Source organism: Dyella telluris (assembly GCF_014297575.1).
Lineage (GTDB): Bacteria > Pseudomonadota > Gammaproteobacteria > Xanthomonadales > Rhodanobacteraceae > Dyella > Dyella telluris.
In genome coordinates, this window is record NZ_CP060412.1 from 3,287,819 (window position 1) to 3,303,898 (window position 16,080).

Sequence of the window (16,080 nt, forward strand, 5' to 3'; positions counted from 1 at the left end):
CATGGTGGCCGGGGACGGAATCGAACCGCCGACACGGGGATTTTCAATCCCCTGCTCTACCAACTGAGCTACCCGGCCAGAATGCCTGCAGGCATCAACGATGCTGCGTGGAGCCGTGCATTAAATCGGAAGCGGGCCGGTTCGTCAAGACTCCGTGTTCGGATCCACGTAGCCCTCGGGCTGTTTCACGTCCCCGCCGAACAGGAATTTCTCCATTTCCGCGCTCAGGAACTGGCGCGACTTGGGGTCCAGTGGGTTGAGGCGATATTCGTTGAGCAGCATGGTCTGGTGGGCCAGCCACTGCTGCCATGCTTCCTTGGAAATCTCGGCATAGATGCGCTGGCCCAACGGGCCGGGCCAGGGGGCGAAGTCCAGGCCTTCGGCATCGTGGCCAAGCTTGGCGCAGTGAACGGTACGACTCATGAGTTGCGGCCCATCGTGGGTGGTTCAGAGGTTCTGCAGCAGCGTGCGCACCGGGGCGGGCAGGCCGAGTGCGGCTCGTTCGTCCGGAGCGCACCAGCGCAGGTTTGAATTATCGGCGATGCGCGGGCGCGCTGTCGCCTCATCGAACAGCAAGGGTTCGACCTTCAGCCGATAGTGGCTGAAAACGTGGACGAACGACGGCAACGCCTGCGCGTCGTCGATGGTCGCCATGGACTGAGCGGCGCGCCATGCCTGATCGTGGTCGCCGGCTTCCGGCAGGCTCCACAGGCCCGACCAGACGCCCTGCGGGCCACGTCGCTCCAGCAGTACGCGTCCTTCTGCATCGCGCAGGATCAGCATGACGGTGTCACGTGTCGGTACGGCTTTGGTCGGTTTGGCGCTGGGCAGTTGCGTGGTTAGGTCGTCGCGTTTGGCGACACAGTCGCTGGCCATGGGGCACGCATCGCATCGCGGCTTGGCGCGCACGCATAGCGTTGCGCCCAGATCCATGATGGCTTGCGTGTAATCAGCGGTTCGTTGCGCAGGCGTCAGCGCCTCGGCGTGTTGCCACAGCACTTTTTCCACGGGGCTTTGCCCGGGGTGCCCATGAATGCCGAGGTGGCGGGTCAGTACGCGTTTGACGTTGCCATCGAGGATGGGAAAACGCAGGCCGTAAGCCTGGGCCAGGATGGCCCCGGCGGTGGAGCGGCCAATACCGGGGAGCTCAGCCAGCGCAGCGAAATCACGCGGCAACTCGCCGTCGTGCTTATCCACGCAGATCTGTGCGGCGCGTTGCAGGAAGCGTGCACGGCGGTAATAGCCCAGGCCCGACCACAGCGCGAGTACGGTGTCCTCTTCGGCGCTGGCCAGATCGCGCAGCGTCGGCAAGGTGGCGACAAAGCGCAGGAAATACGGGATGACCGTGACCACCTGCGTCTGCTGCAGCATCACTTCGGACAGCCACACGCGATACGCATCGCGCGGGTGCTGCCAGGGCAGGTCCTTGCGGCCGTGTTCGTCGAACCAGGCCAGGAGGGCGGACGCAAAGGGATTCATGGCGATTTGCGCGCAGGCGCAGGCTTGGTGGCAGGCGACGGTTTCGCGGCAGCGGGCGGCGGTGCCGTGCTCGTCGACGAAGCCGGCACGTTGTCACCGGCTTCAATGGTCAGGCCTTCGACGCTGATGTCGCCGGCATGGATGGTCGCGATATCGGCGTGACCGCTGCCCGGCGGCACGGCGAGTCGCGGGCCGTCGTCGTGGTCCAACTGCGACCACCACGAGGCCAACGCCAGCGGCGGGATGTGCAGGTCGGCGTGATTGTCCGGGCCATCCAGTTTCAGGGCGAGCATCAGCGGATTGCTCTGGTCGGCAGGCGTCAGTTCGATGGCCACGTCGTACACGCCGGTGTTGGCGTGGTCGAGCTTGCCGGACAGCTGTGCCGAAGCATCCGCCGCGCCGCGCCAGCGCGCATTGCCCGCCAGGTGCAGGTTCAGCGTGGTGCTGTGGGCAAGATGCAGGCCGATGTTCTGCAGCACCAGCGTGCCGCCCTTGATGTCCGGCGTGACCGAGAGGCGCAGTTGCGTGGGGATGCCCTGCGCATCCTTGGCCGTGATGGTGAGCGGGAACGGATGACGCGCGGCGAGTCGTCCCGCGTCGAGTTCGACATCGCCCAGCAACATCTGGTTGCCGCGCACCAGGCTGCCGCGCGTGATGTGCACGCCGGCATCGATGCTGGGAATGCTGGACGGAACGCTGGCCTGGCCGGAAGGCAGGTCGTCCAGCCACGACTGCAGTGCATCCAGATCCACGCGCGGTGAGTCGATGCGCATCTGCGAGATCACCGTGTCGCCGTGCACCAGGGTGCGCCAGGGCAGGGCAAGCGTGCCGCGTGCGGCGAGCAGGATCGGCATGTTCGCGTTCTGCGCGCTCAGCGTGATGCCTTCCAGTTCCAGCGCGGGGCGCGGGAACAGGGCCGGCGTTGCCGGGCTGGAAAGGCTCAGTTCAAGGCCCGCATCGCGGGCCTGTTTCTGCAGCATGGCGGTGATGCGCTCCGGCTGGAGCAGCACGTGCACCGCGATCAATGCAACCGCCACCAGCAGCAGCGTGGCGCTGCTGAGCACGATGAGCGTGAGGCGGAGCCAGCGCGGCACCCGTCAGGTCCCCTCAGCCCTGGCCCAGATTGGCCGGGAGCAGGCCATCGACGTAGGCGTCGGCATCGAACACCCGCAGGTCGGTCGCGGTTTCGCCCAGGCCCACGTAGCGGATCGGCAGGCCGAATTCGCGCGCCAGCGCGAACACCACGCCGCCCTTGGCGGTACCGTCAAGTTTGGTCACCACCAGGCCGGTCACGCCCACGATCTGGCGGAACTGGCGCACCTGGCTCACGGCGTTCTGGCCGGTCGTGCCGTCGATCACCATCAGCACCTCGTGCGGCGAGTCGGCGTCGATTTTCTTGAGCACCCGGGCGATCTTGCCCAGCTCGTCCATCAGGCCGCCCTGGGTGTGCAGGCGGCCCGCGGTATCGGCGATAAGCACGTCGGCGTTGCGTGATCGTGCCGCCTGCAGCGCGTCGAAGATCACGCTGGCGGAATCGGCGTCCTGGCCCTGCGAAATCACGGGCACCTCGTTGCGTGCGCCCCAGGTCTTGAGCTGTTCCACGGCGGCGGCGCGGAAGGTGTCACCGGCGGCGAGCAGAACCTGCCGCCCCTCGTCGCGATAGCGGCGGGCGAGCTTGCCGATGGTGGTGGTCTTGCCTACGCCGTTGATGCCCACGGTGAGGATCACGAAGGGCTTGATGCCGCCCACGTTCAAGGGCTTTTCCACCGGGCGCAGCATGGTCACCAGCGACTGGCGCAGGGCGGCCAGCAGCGCGCCCGCATCGGCGAACTCGCGCTTGTGCATGCGCTTGCGCAGGTCTTCCACCAGCGCCGTGCTGGCTTCGACGCCCACGTCGGCAGTGATGAGGGTGGTCTCCAGCTCGTCCAGCAGGTCGTCGTCGAGCTTGGGGTGACGCGTGAAAAGCGACGACAGGCCGCGCGCAAACGCGCTGCCGGAAAGGCGCTCGCGCCAGCTGCGCTTGGCCGGCACGGCCGACTCGACCACGGCGGCGAGCTCGGTGGCTTCGTCTTCGGCGGGTGCTTCGGGGGCGGGCGGGGTCTCGGCCAGTGCCTCGTCCAGGGCCGGGCTGGCGTGATCGAGGGAAGTGGCGTCCGTGTCGTGGGCGAAACCTGCGGCCGGGCGGTCTTCGACCGCGGGTGCGGTCGCCTGGCCCGGTGCGGCGTCAGCGGGTTTCTTCTTCCAGAACTTGAGCATTGCGGCAGCGATTCAAAGACAATGGCGGGCATGCTACCACCCCCACCCATACTCACCGCTGAGTCCGGCTGCCCATGAAGGGGGCGTCCGGGCGTATCCGCATCATCGGCGGGCAATTGCGCAATTCGCGACTTGATGTTCCTGACCTGCCGGGCCTGCGGCCCACGCCCGAGCGGGTGCGCGAGACGCTGTTCAACTGGCTGGCCCCGGTCATTTCCGGCGCCCAATGCCTGGATCTGTGCGCAGGCACCGGTGCGCTGGGCATCGAGGCCCTGTCGAGGGGCGCGGCCGGCGTGCAGTTCGTGGAGCGTGACGCCCGGGCTGCGCAGGCCCTGCGCGAGAACCTCAAGCGCCTGAAGACCGAAGGTGGGCAGGTGGCCGCCGCCGATGCGCAGGCTTACCTGCTGGCTGCCGCCCGGCCGTTTGGGCTGGTGTTCCTGGATCCGCCGTTTGCCCAGGAGCTATGGACGCCGCTGGCGAACCGGCTGGAGGAGGGTGGCTGGCTCACGCCATCGGCATGGATTTATATAGAGGCTCCACGGCAGTCGGCCCCGGTGCTTCCGGCCAGCTGGGCGCCGCATCGCGAGGGCGCGGCAGGCGACGTGCGTTTCGCGCTCTATCGACGCTCTTCCTGACGGCGGCGTATGGACAGAAGCGGGCTAGGCGGCTGCTTCGAACGGGCCTAAGCTAGCCGCCCCTCCCCGCTGACAGTGATTCGTCACGTGAACAAGCCGCCGGTCAACCAGCGTCTCGCCGTCTATCCCGGTACGTTCGACCCGATCACCAATGGTCATGCCGACCTGGTGGCGCGTGCCGCGCCGCTGTTCGAACGCATCATCGTCGCGGTGGCCGAGAGCCCGAACAAGGGCAAGGGCCCGGGTTTCAGCCTCAACGAGCGCATCACGCTGGCGCGCCTTGCACTGGCCGACCTGAAGAATGTCGAAGTGCGCGGTTTCGACGGCCTGCTGGCGCACTTCGTCGAGGAATGCGGTGCCGGCGTGATCATCCGTGGCCTGCGCGCCGTTTCGGATTTCGAATACGAATTCCAGCTGGCCAGCATGAATCGCCACCTGATTCCGCAGGCCGAAACGCTGTTCCTCACCCCGGCCGAGCAGTACAGCTTCATCTCCTCCACGCTCGTGCGGGAGATCGGACGTCTGGGTGGCGATATCACCGGCTTCGTGCACCCGGCCGTGCAGCAGGCCATGCGCCAGCGCTGGCGCTGAGGCCGTTTTGCCGGGGCTCGTTGCCCCGCAGCGCAGCACGCGGGCCAGTGTCGGGGCGGGGCGGGCTCGTGTATCCTCGCTCGCATCCTGCGGACAGGACAGTCGCACGCCGCGGGTCAGGGGTACACGTTCACATGGTTGCCTGGCTGCCATGAGACAGGTGGACACTCCCGGCCCAGACCATGCTCTGTCGCATGACGGCCGAGAGGTTGGTCATCCAACGGATCCCGATATCAGATTCCACCATTCCAAGGTGACCACCATGTACAAGTACGCCCTCCTTGCCGCCCTCGCGATCACCGGCCTGGCCGCCTGCAGCCAGCAGGAAGAAGCCCAGCAGCAGCCGACCGAACAGGCCGCCGCCGTGACCAAGCCGACCGATCCGAACGACTCCAAGGCGTGGAACGCCTACCTCGGCCAGATCGTCCAGAAGAACATGCAGGGCATGACGGCCGACCGTCCGTTCCCGTACCTGGTGCCGGCGGGTGACAGCGACGACGCCAATGCCCTGCGCCAGCGCCAGCTCGAGCAGGTGCAGGACACCGTGGCCCGTGGCGTGCTGCCGGGCAACATGCTGGTGTTCGCCGGCCCGGATTCGGCCAAGACCGCCGACTTCGTGACCGAGGCCTTCAAGGATGCCAAGCCGGGCGCGTTCAAGGACGTGATCGTGCTGGTGATCGGCGACGCGGCCGACAAGGACAAGGTGAGCGGCGTGCTGCAGCCGACCGGCGCCACCGTCCGTTACGTCAACTGGTAAGTACCGGTTCGCGCAGTTGTTCCCGAGCCCGCGGCGCGCAAGTGCCGCGGGCTTTTGTTTTCCCGGTGGTGCATCCATGTGATGGAAAGATCCTGCGCCGCACCACCCGCGCCCAGCATGTAAACTCAGCAAATGTCTCTGAAAATCCTCGATACCTGCGTCAATTGCGACGTCTGTGAACCGGTTTGCCCGAACAAGGCCATCTCGCTGGGCGAGGAGTACTACGTGATCGATCCGTCGTTGTGCACCGAGTGCATCGGTCACTATGACGAACCGCAGTGCATCGATGTCTGCCCGGTCGAGTGCATCATCATCGATCCCGAGCACACCGAGACGCACGATCAGCTCGAACTCAAGTATCGGCACCTGATGGCCCTGGACGGTGACGCTGCGTCGTCGTCGACCGGTGCATCCACAAAGGACGACGCATGAAGCACCCGTTGAACTGGCGCGTGACGCTGCTGGCCCTGCTGGTTTCCTCCAGCGCTGCTTTCGCCGACAGCCGTCCCGCCACGGCACCTGCTGCCGCCACCGCTCCGCACGTCATCACGCAGCGCCCCGGCCATGCCGGTATTGCCAGCGCGAACTTCCATGCAACGGATGCCGGCCTCGAAGTGCTGGCCAAGGGTGGCAACGCGTTCGACGCGGCCATTGCCGTGGCGTCCACGCTCTCCATCGTGGAGCCGGAAAGCTCGGGTATCGGCGGTGGCTTCATGGCCGTGCTGCATCGCGCGTCCGATGGGAAGGACGTGTTCATCGATGCGCGCGAAACCGCGCCGGCCGCGGTGAACACCAAGGATTACCTCAACAAGGACGGTACGCCCAACCGCGACACCGCCCTCAATGGCCCGCTCTCCGCCGGTATTCCCGGTGAGCCCGCCGGCCTGGCGTGGCTGTCGAAGCACTACGGCAAGCTGCCGCTGAAAGATGCGCTGACGCCGGCCATCCGCCTGGCGCGCGAGGGCTTCCAGCCGGATGGTCGCCTGATCAATGCCATCACCGAGCGCCAGGACGACATCAAGCGCTGGCCGGCTTCCACGGCCAAGTACCTGCCGGAGGGCAAGCCGCCGGTGGCGGGGCAGGTGTGGCGCGATCCGGACCAGGCACGCACGCTGGAAATCCTGGGCGAGCAGGGTGCCGACGGTTTCTACCGCGGCGAGGTCGGCAAGAAGCTGGTGGACGCGGTGCGTGCCGCCGGCGGCAACTGGACCGCGAAGGACCTGGAGAGTTACCAGATCAAGGAGCGCACGCCGATCACGGTGGACTACCGCGGCTACCGCGTGGTCACCGCGCCGCCGGCCTCGTCGGGCGGCGTGGCCGTGGCCGAGATCCTCAATATCCTCTCCGGCTACGACCTGACCAAGCTTGACGATGCCCATCGCACGCATCTGGTCATCGAAGCCATGCGTCGCGCGTTCCGTGATCACAACGACTACCTCGGCGATCCGGACTTCGTGAAGATGCCGCTGGACATGCTGCTGTCGCCTTACTACGCGGCCGGCCTGCGCATGACCATCCTGGCCGACAAGGCCACGCCTTCGTCGATGCTGCCCGCCAGCATTGCGGTGGATCCGGGCATGCACACCACGCATTTCTCGGTGATCGACAAGGGCGGCAATATCGCCTCCATCACGCTGACCGTGAACTACACGATGGGCTCCACCTTCGTGGCCGCCGGCACCGGCGTGCTGCTGAACGACGAGATGGATGACTTCGCGCTGGTGCCGAACAAGCCCAACGTCTACGGCCTGCTGGGCAGCGCGGCGAACGCGCCGGAGCCGGGCAAGCGCATGTTGTCGTCGATGACGCCGAGCATCGTGTTCGGTGCAGACCGGGTGGGCGTGATCGGTTCGCCGGGTGGCTCCACCATCATCACCCAGGTGCTGGAAGGCATCCTTGCGTTCATGGATGGCAAGGACGCGCAGGGCGTTGCCGCGCAGAAACGTTTCCATCACCAGTACATGCCCGATCGCGTGGACGTGGAGCCGGGTGCCTTCGATCCGGCCACCGCCGATGCGCTGACCCGCATGGGCCACACGCTGAAGGAACGCAGCCCGTGGGGCTACATGAACGTGGTCACGTGGGATCTGAAGACCAACAAGCTCGATGCAGCGAGTGATCCGCGCCGCGAGTCGGGCCTGGGCAAGGTGCAGTAACCATGGAGATGTGGTCGCTGATCGGCAACTCGCAGAAACTCGACGGCGGCGCGATGTTCGGCAACGCACCGAGGGCCCTGTGGTCACGCTGGATCACACCTGATGCGGAGAACCGCATTCCTCTGGCCTGTCGCTGCCTGCTGGTGAAGGGTCTGGACGGCAAGAACGTGCTGTTCGAAACCGGGATCGGTGCGTTTTTCGAGCCGGCGCTGCGCGAACGCTATGGCGTGGTGGAAGACCGCCACGTGCTGCTCGATTCGCTGGCGCAGGCCGGGCTGACCCACGAAGACATCGACGCGGTGGTGTTGTCGCACCTGCACTTCGATCACGCGGGTGGCCTGCTCGCGGCATGGGTTGAAGGGCAGCCGCCCAGCCTGTTGTTCCCCAAGGCCACTTATCTGGTGGGTGCCGGACACTGGCGCCGGGCGCTCAAGCCGCATCCGCGCGACCGCGCCTCGTTCGTGCCCGAGCTGCAGCCGCTGCTCGAGGCGAGCGGGCGGCTGGAGCTGGTCGACGGCGAGCATTCGAAAGCCTTGGGTGATGCCGTGCGCTTCAGCTATTCGGACGGCCATACGCCCGGCCTGATGCTGGCGGAAGTGGGCGGTGTGGTGTTCTGCGCCGATCTCATTCCCGGTCGCTTCTGGGTGCACCTGCCCATCACGATGGGCTATGACCGTTATCCGGAAAAGTTGATCGAAGAGAAGCAGGTCTTCCTGGACGACAAGCTGGCCCGTGGCGTACGTCTGTTCTTCACGCATGATCACGATTGCGCGGTCGCGCGCGTGGTGCGCGACGAGCGCGGTCGTTATGGCACCGCTGACGAAAAACAAGAGATGCACGGACTGGCGGCCTGAGCGGTCGCCAACAGGGGAGAGGGATAAACATGCAGCCGTGGTTGCGACGCGTACTGGGTGTGATTCTGCTGGTGGTGGGCGCGGCACTGGCGATGCTGACCGAGCAGGGGGTGCTCGAGAACCGTCATGCGTCCGATCGCCATGGCGGCCCGATTGTGGATGTGGGTAGCGGTGCCCCATCGGATCGCATGGAGCGCGGCAACCTCGTGCGTGTCTCCGGGCCGGTCCGTGTGGTGGAGCAACCCTATGATCCCGAGTTCGGCCAGCGTGCGAACGCGCCTGTGCTGATTCGTCACGTCGAGATGTTCCAGTGGCGGGAAATCCGCGTGGGTAGCGACGTGCATTACGAGCAGGATTGGGTGGATCGTCCGGTGGATTCGCGTCGCTTCGTGCAGCCGTCAGGTCATGCGAACCCGGAGCGCTTCCCCATTGAAGGCAAGCAGTTCGATGCCGGTGAGGCACGCGTTGGCCGCTATGCCTTGTCTCCGCCGCTGTTGCATGCGCTGCCGGGCAGTGAGCTGATCACTCCCGAAGGCAAGACGCTGCCGGTCAATCTGGCGGCAGCCTTCTCGCTCAGTGGCAATTACTTCACCACCAGCGTGCACGCGGACCGCCCGATTCTTGGTGATCTGCGCGTGAGCTGGGAGGTGGTGCCCTCGCAGGTGGTTACGGTGTTGGCCCAGGTCAGTGGCGATCAGCTGGTGCCGGCGGCGAGTGCCATCGACGGCAAGGGCTTTGACGTGCAGAGCGGTGAACGCTCGCTGGTGGACGTGGTGCCTGACGTGCCGGCGCCGCCCTCACTCGCCTGGCTGCGTCGCCTTGCTGCCATCTTCATTGCCGTCTTTGGCGCATGGTTGTTGCTGCCCGAGCGTCCGCGCACGCATCATGACTTCCTGCTCGCCGTGGGTAGCGGCACCCTGCTGGTATCGGCGATGGCCTGCGTGATGTGGCTGGGCACGGATATCGTGATGGGCGGACTCTGGTTCGGAGCGGCACTGGCGGGCATGGCCCTCGCCGTGTGGCGGCTGCGCGTCACCGCGGAGCCGGCACTGTCCTGATGACGGCGCCCTCTCCCCCGAAAGGAAGAGGGGCCGGGAAGCGGATTACCAGATCTTCACGCGCTGGTTTTCCGGACGCCACATCGGCTGGCCCTGCTTCACCCCGAAGGCCTCGTAGAAATCCGGCACGTTGGACAGCGGGCCGTTGACGCGCCACTTGGCGGGTGCGTGCACGTCCGCCAGCAGGCCAGTGCGCAGCTTCTCTTCGCGCTCCTGCGACAGCCATCCCAGCGCGTAGCCGAGGAAGAAACGCTGCAGCGGCGTATAGCCTGCAATCTTCTCGCCCTTCTGGTACTGCGCGGTCTGCTTGAAGGCATCCAGGCCAATCATGATGCCGCCGAAGTCGGCGATGTTTTCGCCCAGGCTGGCCTGGCCATTGATGTGCAGGCCGGGCAGCGGTTCATAGGCGTTGAACTGCTTCACCATGACGTCAGCGCGCTGCTTGAAGCGCGTGGCGTCGTCCTTGCTCCACCAGTCCTTCAGATTGCCCTTGGCGTCGTACTGGCGGCCCTCGTCGTCGAAGCCGTGGGTGATCTCGTGCCCGATGGTGGAGGCGGCCACGTAGCCGTACACCACGGCATCATCGATCTGGTTGTCGGCGAAGCCGGGGATCATGAACTGCGCCGCAGGAAGCACGATCTCGTTGTTCGACGGGTTGTAGTAGGCGTTGTACGTCTGCGGCGTCATTTCCCATTCGTTGCGGTCCACCGGCTTGCCGAACTTGGACACCGCGTCGTCGAACTCCCAGTGCATCGCGCTCATCATGTTCTGTGCGTACGACGCGCGCCCGATGGTCAGCGCGGAATAGTCCTTCCACTTGTCCGGATAGCCGACTTTCTTGGTGATCGCTGCCAGCTTTTCATGCGCCTTGGCCTTGGTGGCCGGACTCATCCAGTCCAGTTTGTCGATGCGCGCGCCGTAGGCGGTACGCACCGCTTCCACCATGGTGTTGTAGCGCTGCTTGGCGGCCTCGGAGAAATAATCCTTCACATAGATGCGACCCAGGATCATGCCCAGCGCCTGGTTCTCCGCGCGCAGCGCGCGCTTCCAGCGCGGCTTCTGCTCCGCCTGCCCGTTGAGCGTGCGGCCGTAGAAGTCGAAGTGTTCGTTGTCGAAGTCCTGGCTCAGGTAGCTCGCATAGGTATCCACCAGCTGGGCGCGCATGTAGTCGCGCAGCACGGCCACCGGCGTCTTGGCCAGCTCCGCCTGCAGGCTCTTGTAGAACTCCGGCTGGCCCACGATGACCGTGCTGGCGGGCAGCTTCCAGCCGGCGAGGCGGGTGTTCCAGGCGATGGAGGGGGTATAGCCGGCGGTGAGCTCCGTCGGCGCCATCTTGTGATAGTTCTTTTCCGGATCGCGCAGTTCGGCGAGTGGACGCGACGCCTTGGCCAAGGCGGTTTCCAGCGCCATCACCTGCTTGGCGCTGGTGGCGGCCTCGGCATCGGATTTGCCCAGCAGGTGGAACACGCGCTGGAGATGCACGACATAGGCGGCGCGGACCTTGGCTACGCCCTTCTCCGGGTTGAAGTAGTAGTCGCGTTCCGGCAGGCCCAGGCCGCCCTGCCACAGGTGCACGGCCATCACGTCGCTCTGCTTTTCATCCTGCGTTATGCCGACGTCGAAGAACGGGCCGACGCCGATCTGATGCAACGCGAAGGCTTCGTCCAGCGCGGAGTTCACGTCGTGCACGGCATCGATGCGGGCCAGCTCGTCCTTCAGCGGCGTGGCCCCCAGGCGATCGGCCAGGGGTTGGTCCATCGCCACCGTCCAGAAATCGCCGACCTTCTGCTCGTCGCTGCCGGGCTTGGCGCCCTTGTCGGCGGCGGCATCCTCGCTGATCTTGCGCAGCTTGGCGTAGAGCTCGTTCTGCACGACCTGGCCGATGCCCCACTGCGATTCCTCGGCGGGAATGGGGTTGTTCTTCAGCCAGCCGCCATTGGCGAACGCGAAGAAGTCATCGCCGGGGTTCACCGAGGTATCGATGTGATCGGCCACCACGTCGGGCTTTGCCTTGGCGGGTGCATCGGCCGGCGTCGCGGCATACACACTGCCGACGGATGCCGCGGCAAGGGCCAGCGCGAGCAGGCGCCGGCGCAGAAGGGGCGAAGTCGCTTTCATGCGGTTGATACTCCTGACGGGAGGATGGAATCGTTGGCGTGATACGCACGAAGCGCAACCGGGCCGCAGCGGCCCGGTGCATGCGCCCCCTGCGCATGGAAGGGGTTCAGAGGCCCATGGCCAGTCGCGCGCCCAGGTCGGTCAGCGGCGACACCAGCAGCAGGCGGGCAAGGATCAGCACGATCATCACCGCCCATGGCGCGAAATCCAGGCCGCCGGCGGTGAGCTTGCCGCGCAGCGGGCGCATCAGTGGCTCCACCAGGCTGCCGGCAAGCCGGTAGACCGGGTGGTAGGTCTCCACCTGGAAAAGGCTCATCAGCGACCAGATGAAGATCAGCACCACGTAGAACATGGCGATGAAATCCAGCGTATCGGCGACGGACAGCACCAGCAGCCCGAGCACATGCGGGAACAGGCCGAGCAGGGCGAACAGCACGATGCGCTTGACCAGCATCAACAGCCACACCAGCAGCAGGGCGGCGATGTTGATGCGTCGCCAGTTGGGCAGCAGGCGGCGCAGCGGCGCCAGCACCGGGTTGGTGCTGCGGTAGATGAACTGGCTGAGCGGGTTGTGGAAATCCGCGCGGCTGGCTTCGGCAAGCAGGCGCAGCACGAACAGCGTGGCGGCCGCGCCGAAAGCCAGTTCAACCAGGAACGAAAGGGCGTTGACTAAGTAACTCACTTGGCATCGTCCAGGGCAGCGGCCAGTTCGCCGCCGCGTCGCGTGGCGGCAGCCACGGCGCGGGCGATGACCTGGGCGAAGTGGTCGGCGGAAAAACTTTCCAGTGCGGCCTGCGTGGTGCCGTTGGGCGATGTCACCCGCTGGCGCAGCACGCCCGGGTCTTCGCCGGTCTCCATCAGCATGCGGCCGGCGCCCAGGCAGGTCTGGGCGGCCAGGGCGCGGGCCGTTTCGCGCGACATGCCCTGGGCGAAGGCGGCGTCTTCCAGTGCCTCCACCATGGCAAAGAAGTAGGCCGGGCCGGAGCCGGAGACGCCGGTGACGGTGTCGATCAGTGCCTCGTCGTCGACCCAGCGGGTGATGCCCACGGCATCCATGATGTGTTGGGCCAGGGCGCGCTGTTCCGGGCTCACCCGGCGGTTGGCGAACAGGCCGGTGGCACCGGCGCCGATCAGGGCGGGGGTGTTGGGCATGCAGCGCACGATGGCCAGCGCGTGGCCAAACCAGCGTTCCAGCTGGTCGATGCGCACGCCGGCCGCGATGGAGATCAACATGGGGCGCTGGCGGGCCAGCGTGTCACGCAGTTCGGCATGGATGGCCGGCATGATCTGCGGCTTCACCGCCAGTACCAGCACGTCGGCCTCGGCAGCGGCCAGCCGGTTTTCGCCGTAGCAGGCGATGCCGAAGTCGCGCCCCAGTTCCTGGCGGGCCTCGGCCCGGGGCTCGGCCACGGTGATCGAGGAGGCGGCCACGCCGGTCTTCAGCAGCCCTCCGATCAGGCTGCGCGCCATGTTGCCGCCACCGATGAAAGCGATACGTGTCATGAAAGAGCCTGTCCTGGTAGTTCAGAAGCGCCGCTGGCCTTGCCGTGGGCCACGCCGATGCCGGCCTACCTTACCGGACCCGGGCGCACGCGTCCCGTGGCTAAAGTGCCGGACAGCGCCGTGTCAGGCGGGCATTCTTCCAACCTGGTCCGCAGTTTGCGGCTTACGGCCAAAGGAAAGACTGGTGGCCCGGCCCGCGCCGCGAGTAGTATCGGCCCGCTGCTTTGGGAACGGGGAACGGACCGGTCGGACGGCTTGGCGCCCGTGCGCCGCGTTGTCGCGTCCAGAGGAACACCCCGATCCCCGGGCATGCATCGACCAGATGATCGGGTTCAAGGGGAAACCAGATGGATATCGCCGAACTGCTCGCCTTCTCGGTGAAGAACAAGGCTTCGGACTTGCATTTGTCCGCCGGCCTGCCGCCGATGATCCGCGTTGACGGCGACGTGCGCCGCATCAACATTCCTGCGCTGGACCACAAGCAGGTCCACTCGCTGATCTACGACATCATGTCGGACAAGCAGCGCCGCGACTACGAGGAATTCCTCGAGGTGGACTTCTCGTTCGAGATTCCCGGCCTCGCGCGCTTCCGCGTCAATTCGTTCAACCAGAACCGTGGCGCGGGCGCGGTGTTCCGTACCATTCCCTCCGAAGTGCTCACGCTGGAGGATCTCGCCGCGCCGCCGATCTTCCGCGAGCTGATCGAGCAGCCGCAGGGACTGATCCTGGTGACCGGGCCGACCGGTTCGGGCAAGTCGACCACGCTGGCGGCGATGGTGGACCACATCAACAAGAACGAATACGGCCATATCCTCACCATCGAGGATCCGATCGAATTCGTGCACACCTCGCAGAAGTGCCTGATCAACCAGCGTGAAGTGCATCGCGATACGCACGGCTTCAACGAAGCACTGCGTTCAGCGCTTCGCGAAGATCCGGACTACGTGCTGGTGGGCGAGTTGCGCGACCTGGAGACCATCCGCCTGGCGCTGACCGCCGCGGAAACCGGCCACCTGGTGTTCGGCACGCTGCATACCAGCTCGGCCGCCAAGACCATTGACCGCATCATCGACGTGTTCCCCTCCGGCGAAAAGCCGATGGTGCGCTCGATGCTGTCCGAATCGCTGCGTGCCGTGATTTCGCAGTCGCTGCTGAAAAAGGTGGGCGGCGGCCGTATTGCGGCGCACGAGATCATGGTGGGCATTCCGGCCATCCGCAACCTGATCCGCGAGGACAAGGTGGCGCAGATGTACTCGTCCATCCAGACCGGCCAGCAGTACGGCATGCAGACGCTCGACCAGAACCTGCAGGACCTGGTGAAGCGTGGCCTGGTGACGCGCCAGCAGGCGATGGGCTACGCGCGCAACAAGGATATCTTCAAGGGTTAAGCTGCACGGGAGCGGCGCAATCGCCGCCCTGTCTGCCTCGGCCTGACACTCCGTTTCCCTCCGGGAGGGACTTATGAGCGACTTCGATTTCACCTCCTTCCTCAAGTTGATGGTGCACAAGAAGGCGTCCGACCTTTTCATCACGGCAGGCGTGCCGCCGTCGATGAAGGTGCAGGGCCGCGTTGTGCCGATCACGCAGAGCCCGCTGTCGGTGCAGCAATCGCGCGACATGGTGCTCAACGTCATGACGCCCTCGCAGCGCGAGGAGTTCGAAAAGACCCACGAGTGCCAGTTCGCCATCTCGGCGCAGGGCGTGGGCCGCTTCCGCGTGTCGTGCTTCTACCAGCGCAACTGCGTCGGCATGGTGCTGCGCCGGATCGAGTCGAAGATCCCGACCATTGAAGAGCTGAGCCTGCCGCCGGTCATCAAGCAATTGGCGATGACCAAGCGCGGCATCATCATCTTCGTCGGCGGTACCGGCACGGGTAAGTCCACCTCGCTGGCCTCGATGATCGGTTACCGCAACGCCAACTCCACCGGCCACATCATCACCATCGAAGACCCCATCGAATACGTGCACAAGCACGAGGGCTGCATCATCACGCAGCGCGAGCTGGGCATCGATACCGATAGCTGGGAAAACGCGCTGAAGAACACGCTGCGTCAGGCACCCGACGTCATCATGATCGGCGAAGTGCGTACGCGTGAAACGATGGAACACGCGATCAACTTCTCCGAAACGGGCCACCTGTGCCTGTGCACGCTGCACGCCAACAACGCCAACCAGGCAATGGACCGCATCCTGCACTTCTTCCCGGAAGATCGCCGCTCGCAGCTGTTCATGGACCTGTCGCTGAACCTGAAGGGCGTGGTGGCGCAGCAGCTGATCCCCACGCCCGATGGCAAGGCGCGTCGCGTGGCGGTGGAAGTGCTGCTGGGCACGCCGCTGGTGCAGGACTACATTCGCCAGGGCGAGATCCACAAGCTCAAGGAAGTGATGAAGGAATCCACCAACCTCGGCATGAAGACCTTCGACCAGAGCCTGGTCGAGCTCTACCACGCGGGCGAGATCTCCTACGAGGATGCCCTGCGTCACGCCGACAGCTCCAACGAAGTGCGCTTGCGCATCAAGCTCGCCCAGGGCGGTGATGCGCATACGCTCTCGCAGGGCCTGGATGGCGTGGAGCTGGAGGAAACGAAGGACTCCAATACCTTCGGCGGCGGCATGCTGCACCGCTGAGCTGGCAACACGGTAATGGAAAAAAAGAAGGAGCCCTTGGGCTCC

General features: G+C 65.6%; 16 protein-coding genes and 1 tRNA gene. 9 read left to right on the forward strand and 8 right to left on the reverse strand.

The window, feature by feature from the left end; genetic code table 11:
* Positions 1-2: 2 nt before the first annotated feature.
* The 5 genes from H8F01_RS14400 to ftsY all read right to left on the reverse strand — a co-directional run bounded on the left by H8F01_RS14400 (position 3) and on the right by ftsY (position 3,735).
* Positions 3-78: transfer RNA gene (locus tag H8F01_RS14400), tRNA-Phe, on the reverse strand.
* A 66-nt stretch (positions 79-144) separates the two neighbouring features.
* A complete protein-coding gene (locus H8F01_RS14405; RefSeq protein WP_187055779.1) occupies positions 145-423 on the reverse strand; it encodes an oxidative damage protection protein in 279 nt (92 codons plus the stop codon).
* Positions 424-447: 24 nt separating this feature from the next.
* Positions 448-1,479 carry an A/G-specific adenine glycosylase gene (gene mutY, locus H8F01_RS14410; protein WP_187055780.1) on the reverse strand — a complete coding sequence of 344 codons (1,032 nt, stop codon included), beginning with the start codon at positions 1,477-1,479 and terminating at the stop codon, positions 448-450.
* Complete coding sequence (locus tag H8F01_RS14415; protein ID WP_187055781.1) at positions 1,476-2,573, reverse strand: AsmA family protein; 1,098 nt, start codon at positions 2,571-2,573, stop codon at positions 1,476-1,478. The genes mutY and H8F01_RS14415 overlap by 4 nt, the downstream gene beginning before the upstream one ends.
* A gap of 13 nt (positions 2,574-2,586) precedes the next feature.
* A complete protein-coding gene (gene ftsY, locus H8F01_RS14420; protein ID WP_187055782.1) occupies positions 2,587-3,735 on the reverse strand; it encodes a signal recognition particle-docking protein FtsY in 1,149 nt (382 codons plus the stop codon).
* Between the two features lie 74 nt (positions 3,736-3,809).
* Between ftsY and rsmD the strand changes: the two genes are divergently transcribed.
* The 7 genes from rsmD (at position 3,810) to H8F01_RS14455 (ending at position 9,786) form a co-directional block, all read left to right on the forward strand.
* Positions 3,810-4,370: a 16S rRNA (guanine(966)-N(2))-methyltransferase RsmD gene (rsmD, locus tag H8F01_RS14425; protein ID WP_187055783.1), complete on the forward strand. Its 561-nt coding sequence runs from the start codon at positions 3,810-3,812 to the stop codon at positions 4,368-4,370.
* An 87-nt stretch (positions 4,371-4,457) separates the two neighbouring features.
* Positions 4,458-4,961 (forward strand): pantetheine-phosphate adenylyltransferase, encoded by a 504-nt coding sequence (coaD, locus tag H8F01_RS14430; RefSeq protein WP_187055784.1) that lies wholly within the window; start codon positions 4,458-4,460, stop codon positions 4,959-4,961.
* A 262-nt stretch (positions 4,962-5,223) separates the two neighbouring features.
* Entirely contained in the window at positions 5,224-5,718 is a 495-nt protein-coding gene (locus H8F01_RS14435; protein ID WP_187055785.1) for a hypothetical protein, read from the forward strand.
* A 132-nt stretch (positions 5,719-5,850) separates the two neighbouring features.
* The gene (locus H8F01_RS14440) at positions 5,851-6,150 is read left to right on the forward strand and encodes a YfhL family 4Fe-4S dicluster ferredoxin (RefSeq protein ID WP_187055786.1); all 300 of its coding nucleotides are present in this window, start codon (positions 5,851-5,853) and stop codon (positions 6,148-6,150) included.
* On the forward strand, positions 6,147-7,874 hold the full coding sequence (ggt, locus tag H8F01_RS14445) for a gamma-glutamyltransferase (RefSeq protein ID WP_187055787.1): 1,728 nt from the start codon (positions 6,147-6,149) through the stop codon (positions 7,872-7,874). Before H8F01_RS14440 ends, ggt begins: the two co-directional genes overlap by 4 nt.
* 2 nt (positions 7,875-7,876) lie before the next feature.
* Positions 7,877-8,728 (forward strand): MBL fold metallo-hydrolase, encoded by an 852-nt coding sequence (locus H8F01_RS14450; RefSeq protein ID WP_187055788.1) that lies wholly within the window; start codon positions 7,877-7,879, stop codon positions 8,726-8,728.
* A gap of 29 nt (positions 8,729-8,757) precedes the next feature.
* Positions 8,758-9,786 (forward strand): TMEM43 family protein, encoded by a 1,029-nt coding sequence (locus H8F01_RS14455; protein ID WP_187055789.1) that lies wholly within the window; start codon positions 8,758-8,760, stop codon positions 9,784-9,786.
* Positions 9,787-9,831: 45 nt separating this feature from the next.
* Here the strand turns inward: H8F01_RS14455 and H8F01_RS14460 are convergent, their stop codons facing one another.
* From H8F01_RS14460 to proC, 3 genes are all read right to left on the reverse strand, one after another.
* Entirely contained in the window at positions 9,832-11,904 is a 2,073-nt protein-coding gene (locus H8F01_RS14460; RefSeq protein ID WP_187055790.1) for a M13 family metallopeptidase, read from the reverse strand.
* Between the two features lie 106 nt (positions 11,905-12,010).
* Entirely contained in the window at positions 12,011-12,586 is a 576-nt protein-coding gene (locus H8F01_RS14465; protein WP_187055791.1) for a YggT family protein, read from the reverse strand.
* Positions 12,583-13,407, reverse strand: a complete 825-nt coding sequence (proC, locus tag H8F01_RS14470; RefSeq protein WP_187055792.1) for a pyrroline-5-carboxylate reductase — start codon at positions 13,405-13,407, stop codon at positions 12,583-12,585. Before proC ends, H8F01_RS14465 begins: the two co-directional genes overlap by 4 nt.
* A 347-nt stretch (positions 13,408-13,754) precedes the next feature.
* Between proC and H8F01_RS14475 the strand changes: the two genes are divergently transcribed.
* Positions 13,755-14,795 (forward strand): type IV pilus twitching motility protein PilT, encoded by a 1,041-nt coding sequence (locus H8F01_RS14475; protein WP_187055793.1) that lies wholly within the window; start codon positions 13,755-13,757, stop codon positions 14,793-14,795.
* A 73-nt stretch (positions 14,796-14,868) separates the two neighbouring features.
* Positions 14,869-16,035: a PilT/PilU family type 4a pilus ATPase gene (locus tag H8F01_RS14480; protein WP_187055794.1), complete on the forward strand. Its 1,167-nt coding sequence runs from the start codon at positions 14,869-14,871 to the stop codon at positions 16,033-16,035.
* Positions 16,036-16,080: the final 45 nt, after the last annotated feature.

Excerpts from the sequence above, each read along its gene's own strand:
- mutY (WP_187055780.1), bottom strand. The coding sequence starts at position 1,479 with ATGAATCCCTTTGCGTCCGCCCTCCTGGCCTGGTTCGACGAACACGGC.
- H8F01_RS14450 (WP_187055788.1), top strand. The coding sequence starts at position 7,877 with ATGGAGATGTGGTCGCTGATCGGCAACTCGCAGAAACTCGACGGCGGC.
- H8F01_RS14475 (WP_187055793.1), top strand. The coding sequence starts at position 13,755 with ATGGATATCGCCGAACTGCTCGCCTTCTCGGTGAAGAACAAGGCTTCG.
- H8F01_RS14405 (WP_187055779.1), bottom strand. The coding sequence starts at position 423 with ATGAGTCGTACCGTTCACTGCGCCAAGCTTGGCCACGATGCCGAAGGC.
- H8F01_RS14435 (WP_187055785.1), top strand. The coding sequence starts at position 5,224 with ATGTACAAGTACGCCCTCCTTGCCGCCCTCGCGATCACCGGCCTGGCC.
- H8F01_RS14455 (WP_187055789.1), top strand. The coding sequence starts at position 8,758 with ATGCAGCCGTGGTTGCGACGCGTACTGGGTGTGATTCTGCTGGTGGTG.
- rsmD (WP_187055783.1), top strand. The coding sequence starts at position 3,810 with ATGAAGGGGGCGTCCGGGCGTATCCGCATCATCGGCGGGCAATTGCGC.
- H8F01_RS14460 (WP_187055790.1), bottom strand. The coding sequence starts at position 11,904 with ATGAAAGCGACTTCGCCCCTTCTGCGCCGGCGCCTGCTCGCGCTGGCC.
- H8F01_RS14440 (WP_187055786.1), top strand. The coding sequence starts at position 5,851 with ATGTCTCTGAAAATCCTCGATACCTGCGTCAATTGCGACGTCTGTGAA.
- proC (WP_187055792.1), bottom strand. The coding sequence starts at position 13,407 with ATGACACGTATCGCTTTCATCGGTGGCGGCAACATGGCGCGCAGCCTG.
- ggt (WP_187055787.1), top strand. The coding sequence starts at position 6,147 with ATGAAGCACCCGTTGAACTGGCGCGTGACGCTGCTGGCCCTGCTGGTT.
- ftsY (WP_187055782.1), bottom strand. The coding sequence starts at position 3,735 with ATGCTCAAGTTCTGGAAGAAGAAACCCGCTGACGCCGCACCGGGCCAG.
- H8F01_RS14480 (WP_187055794.1), top strand. The coding sequence starts at position 14,869 with ATGAGCGACTTCGATTTCACCTCCTTCCTCAAGTTGATGGTGCACAAG.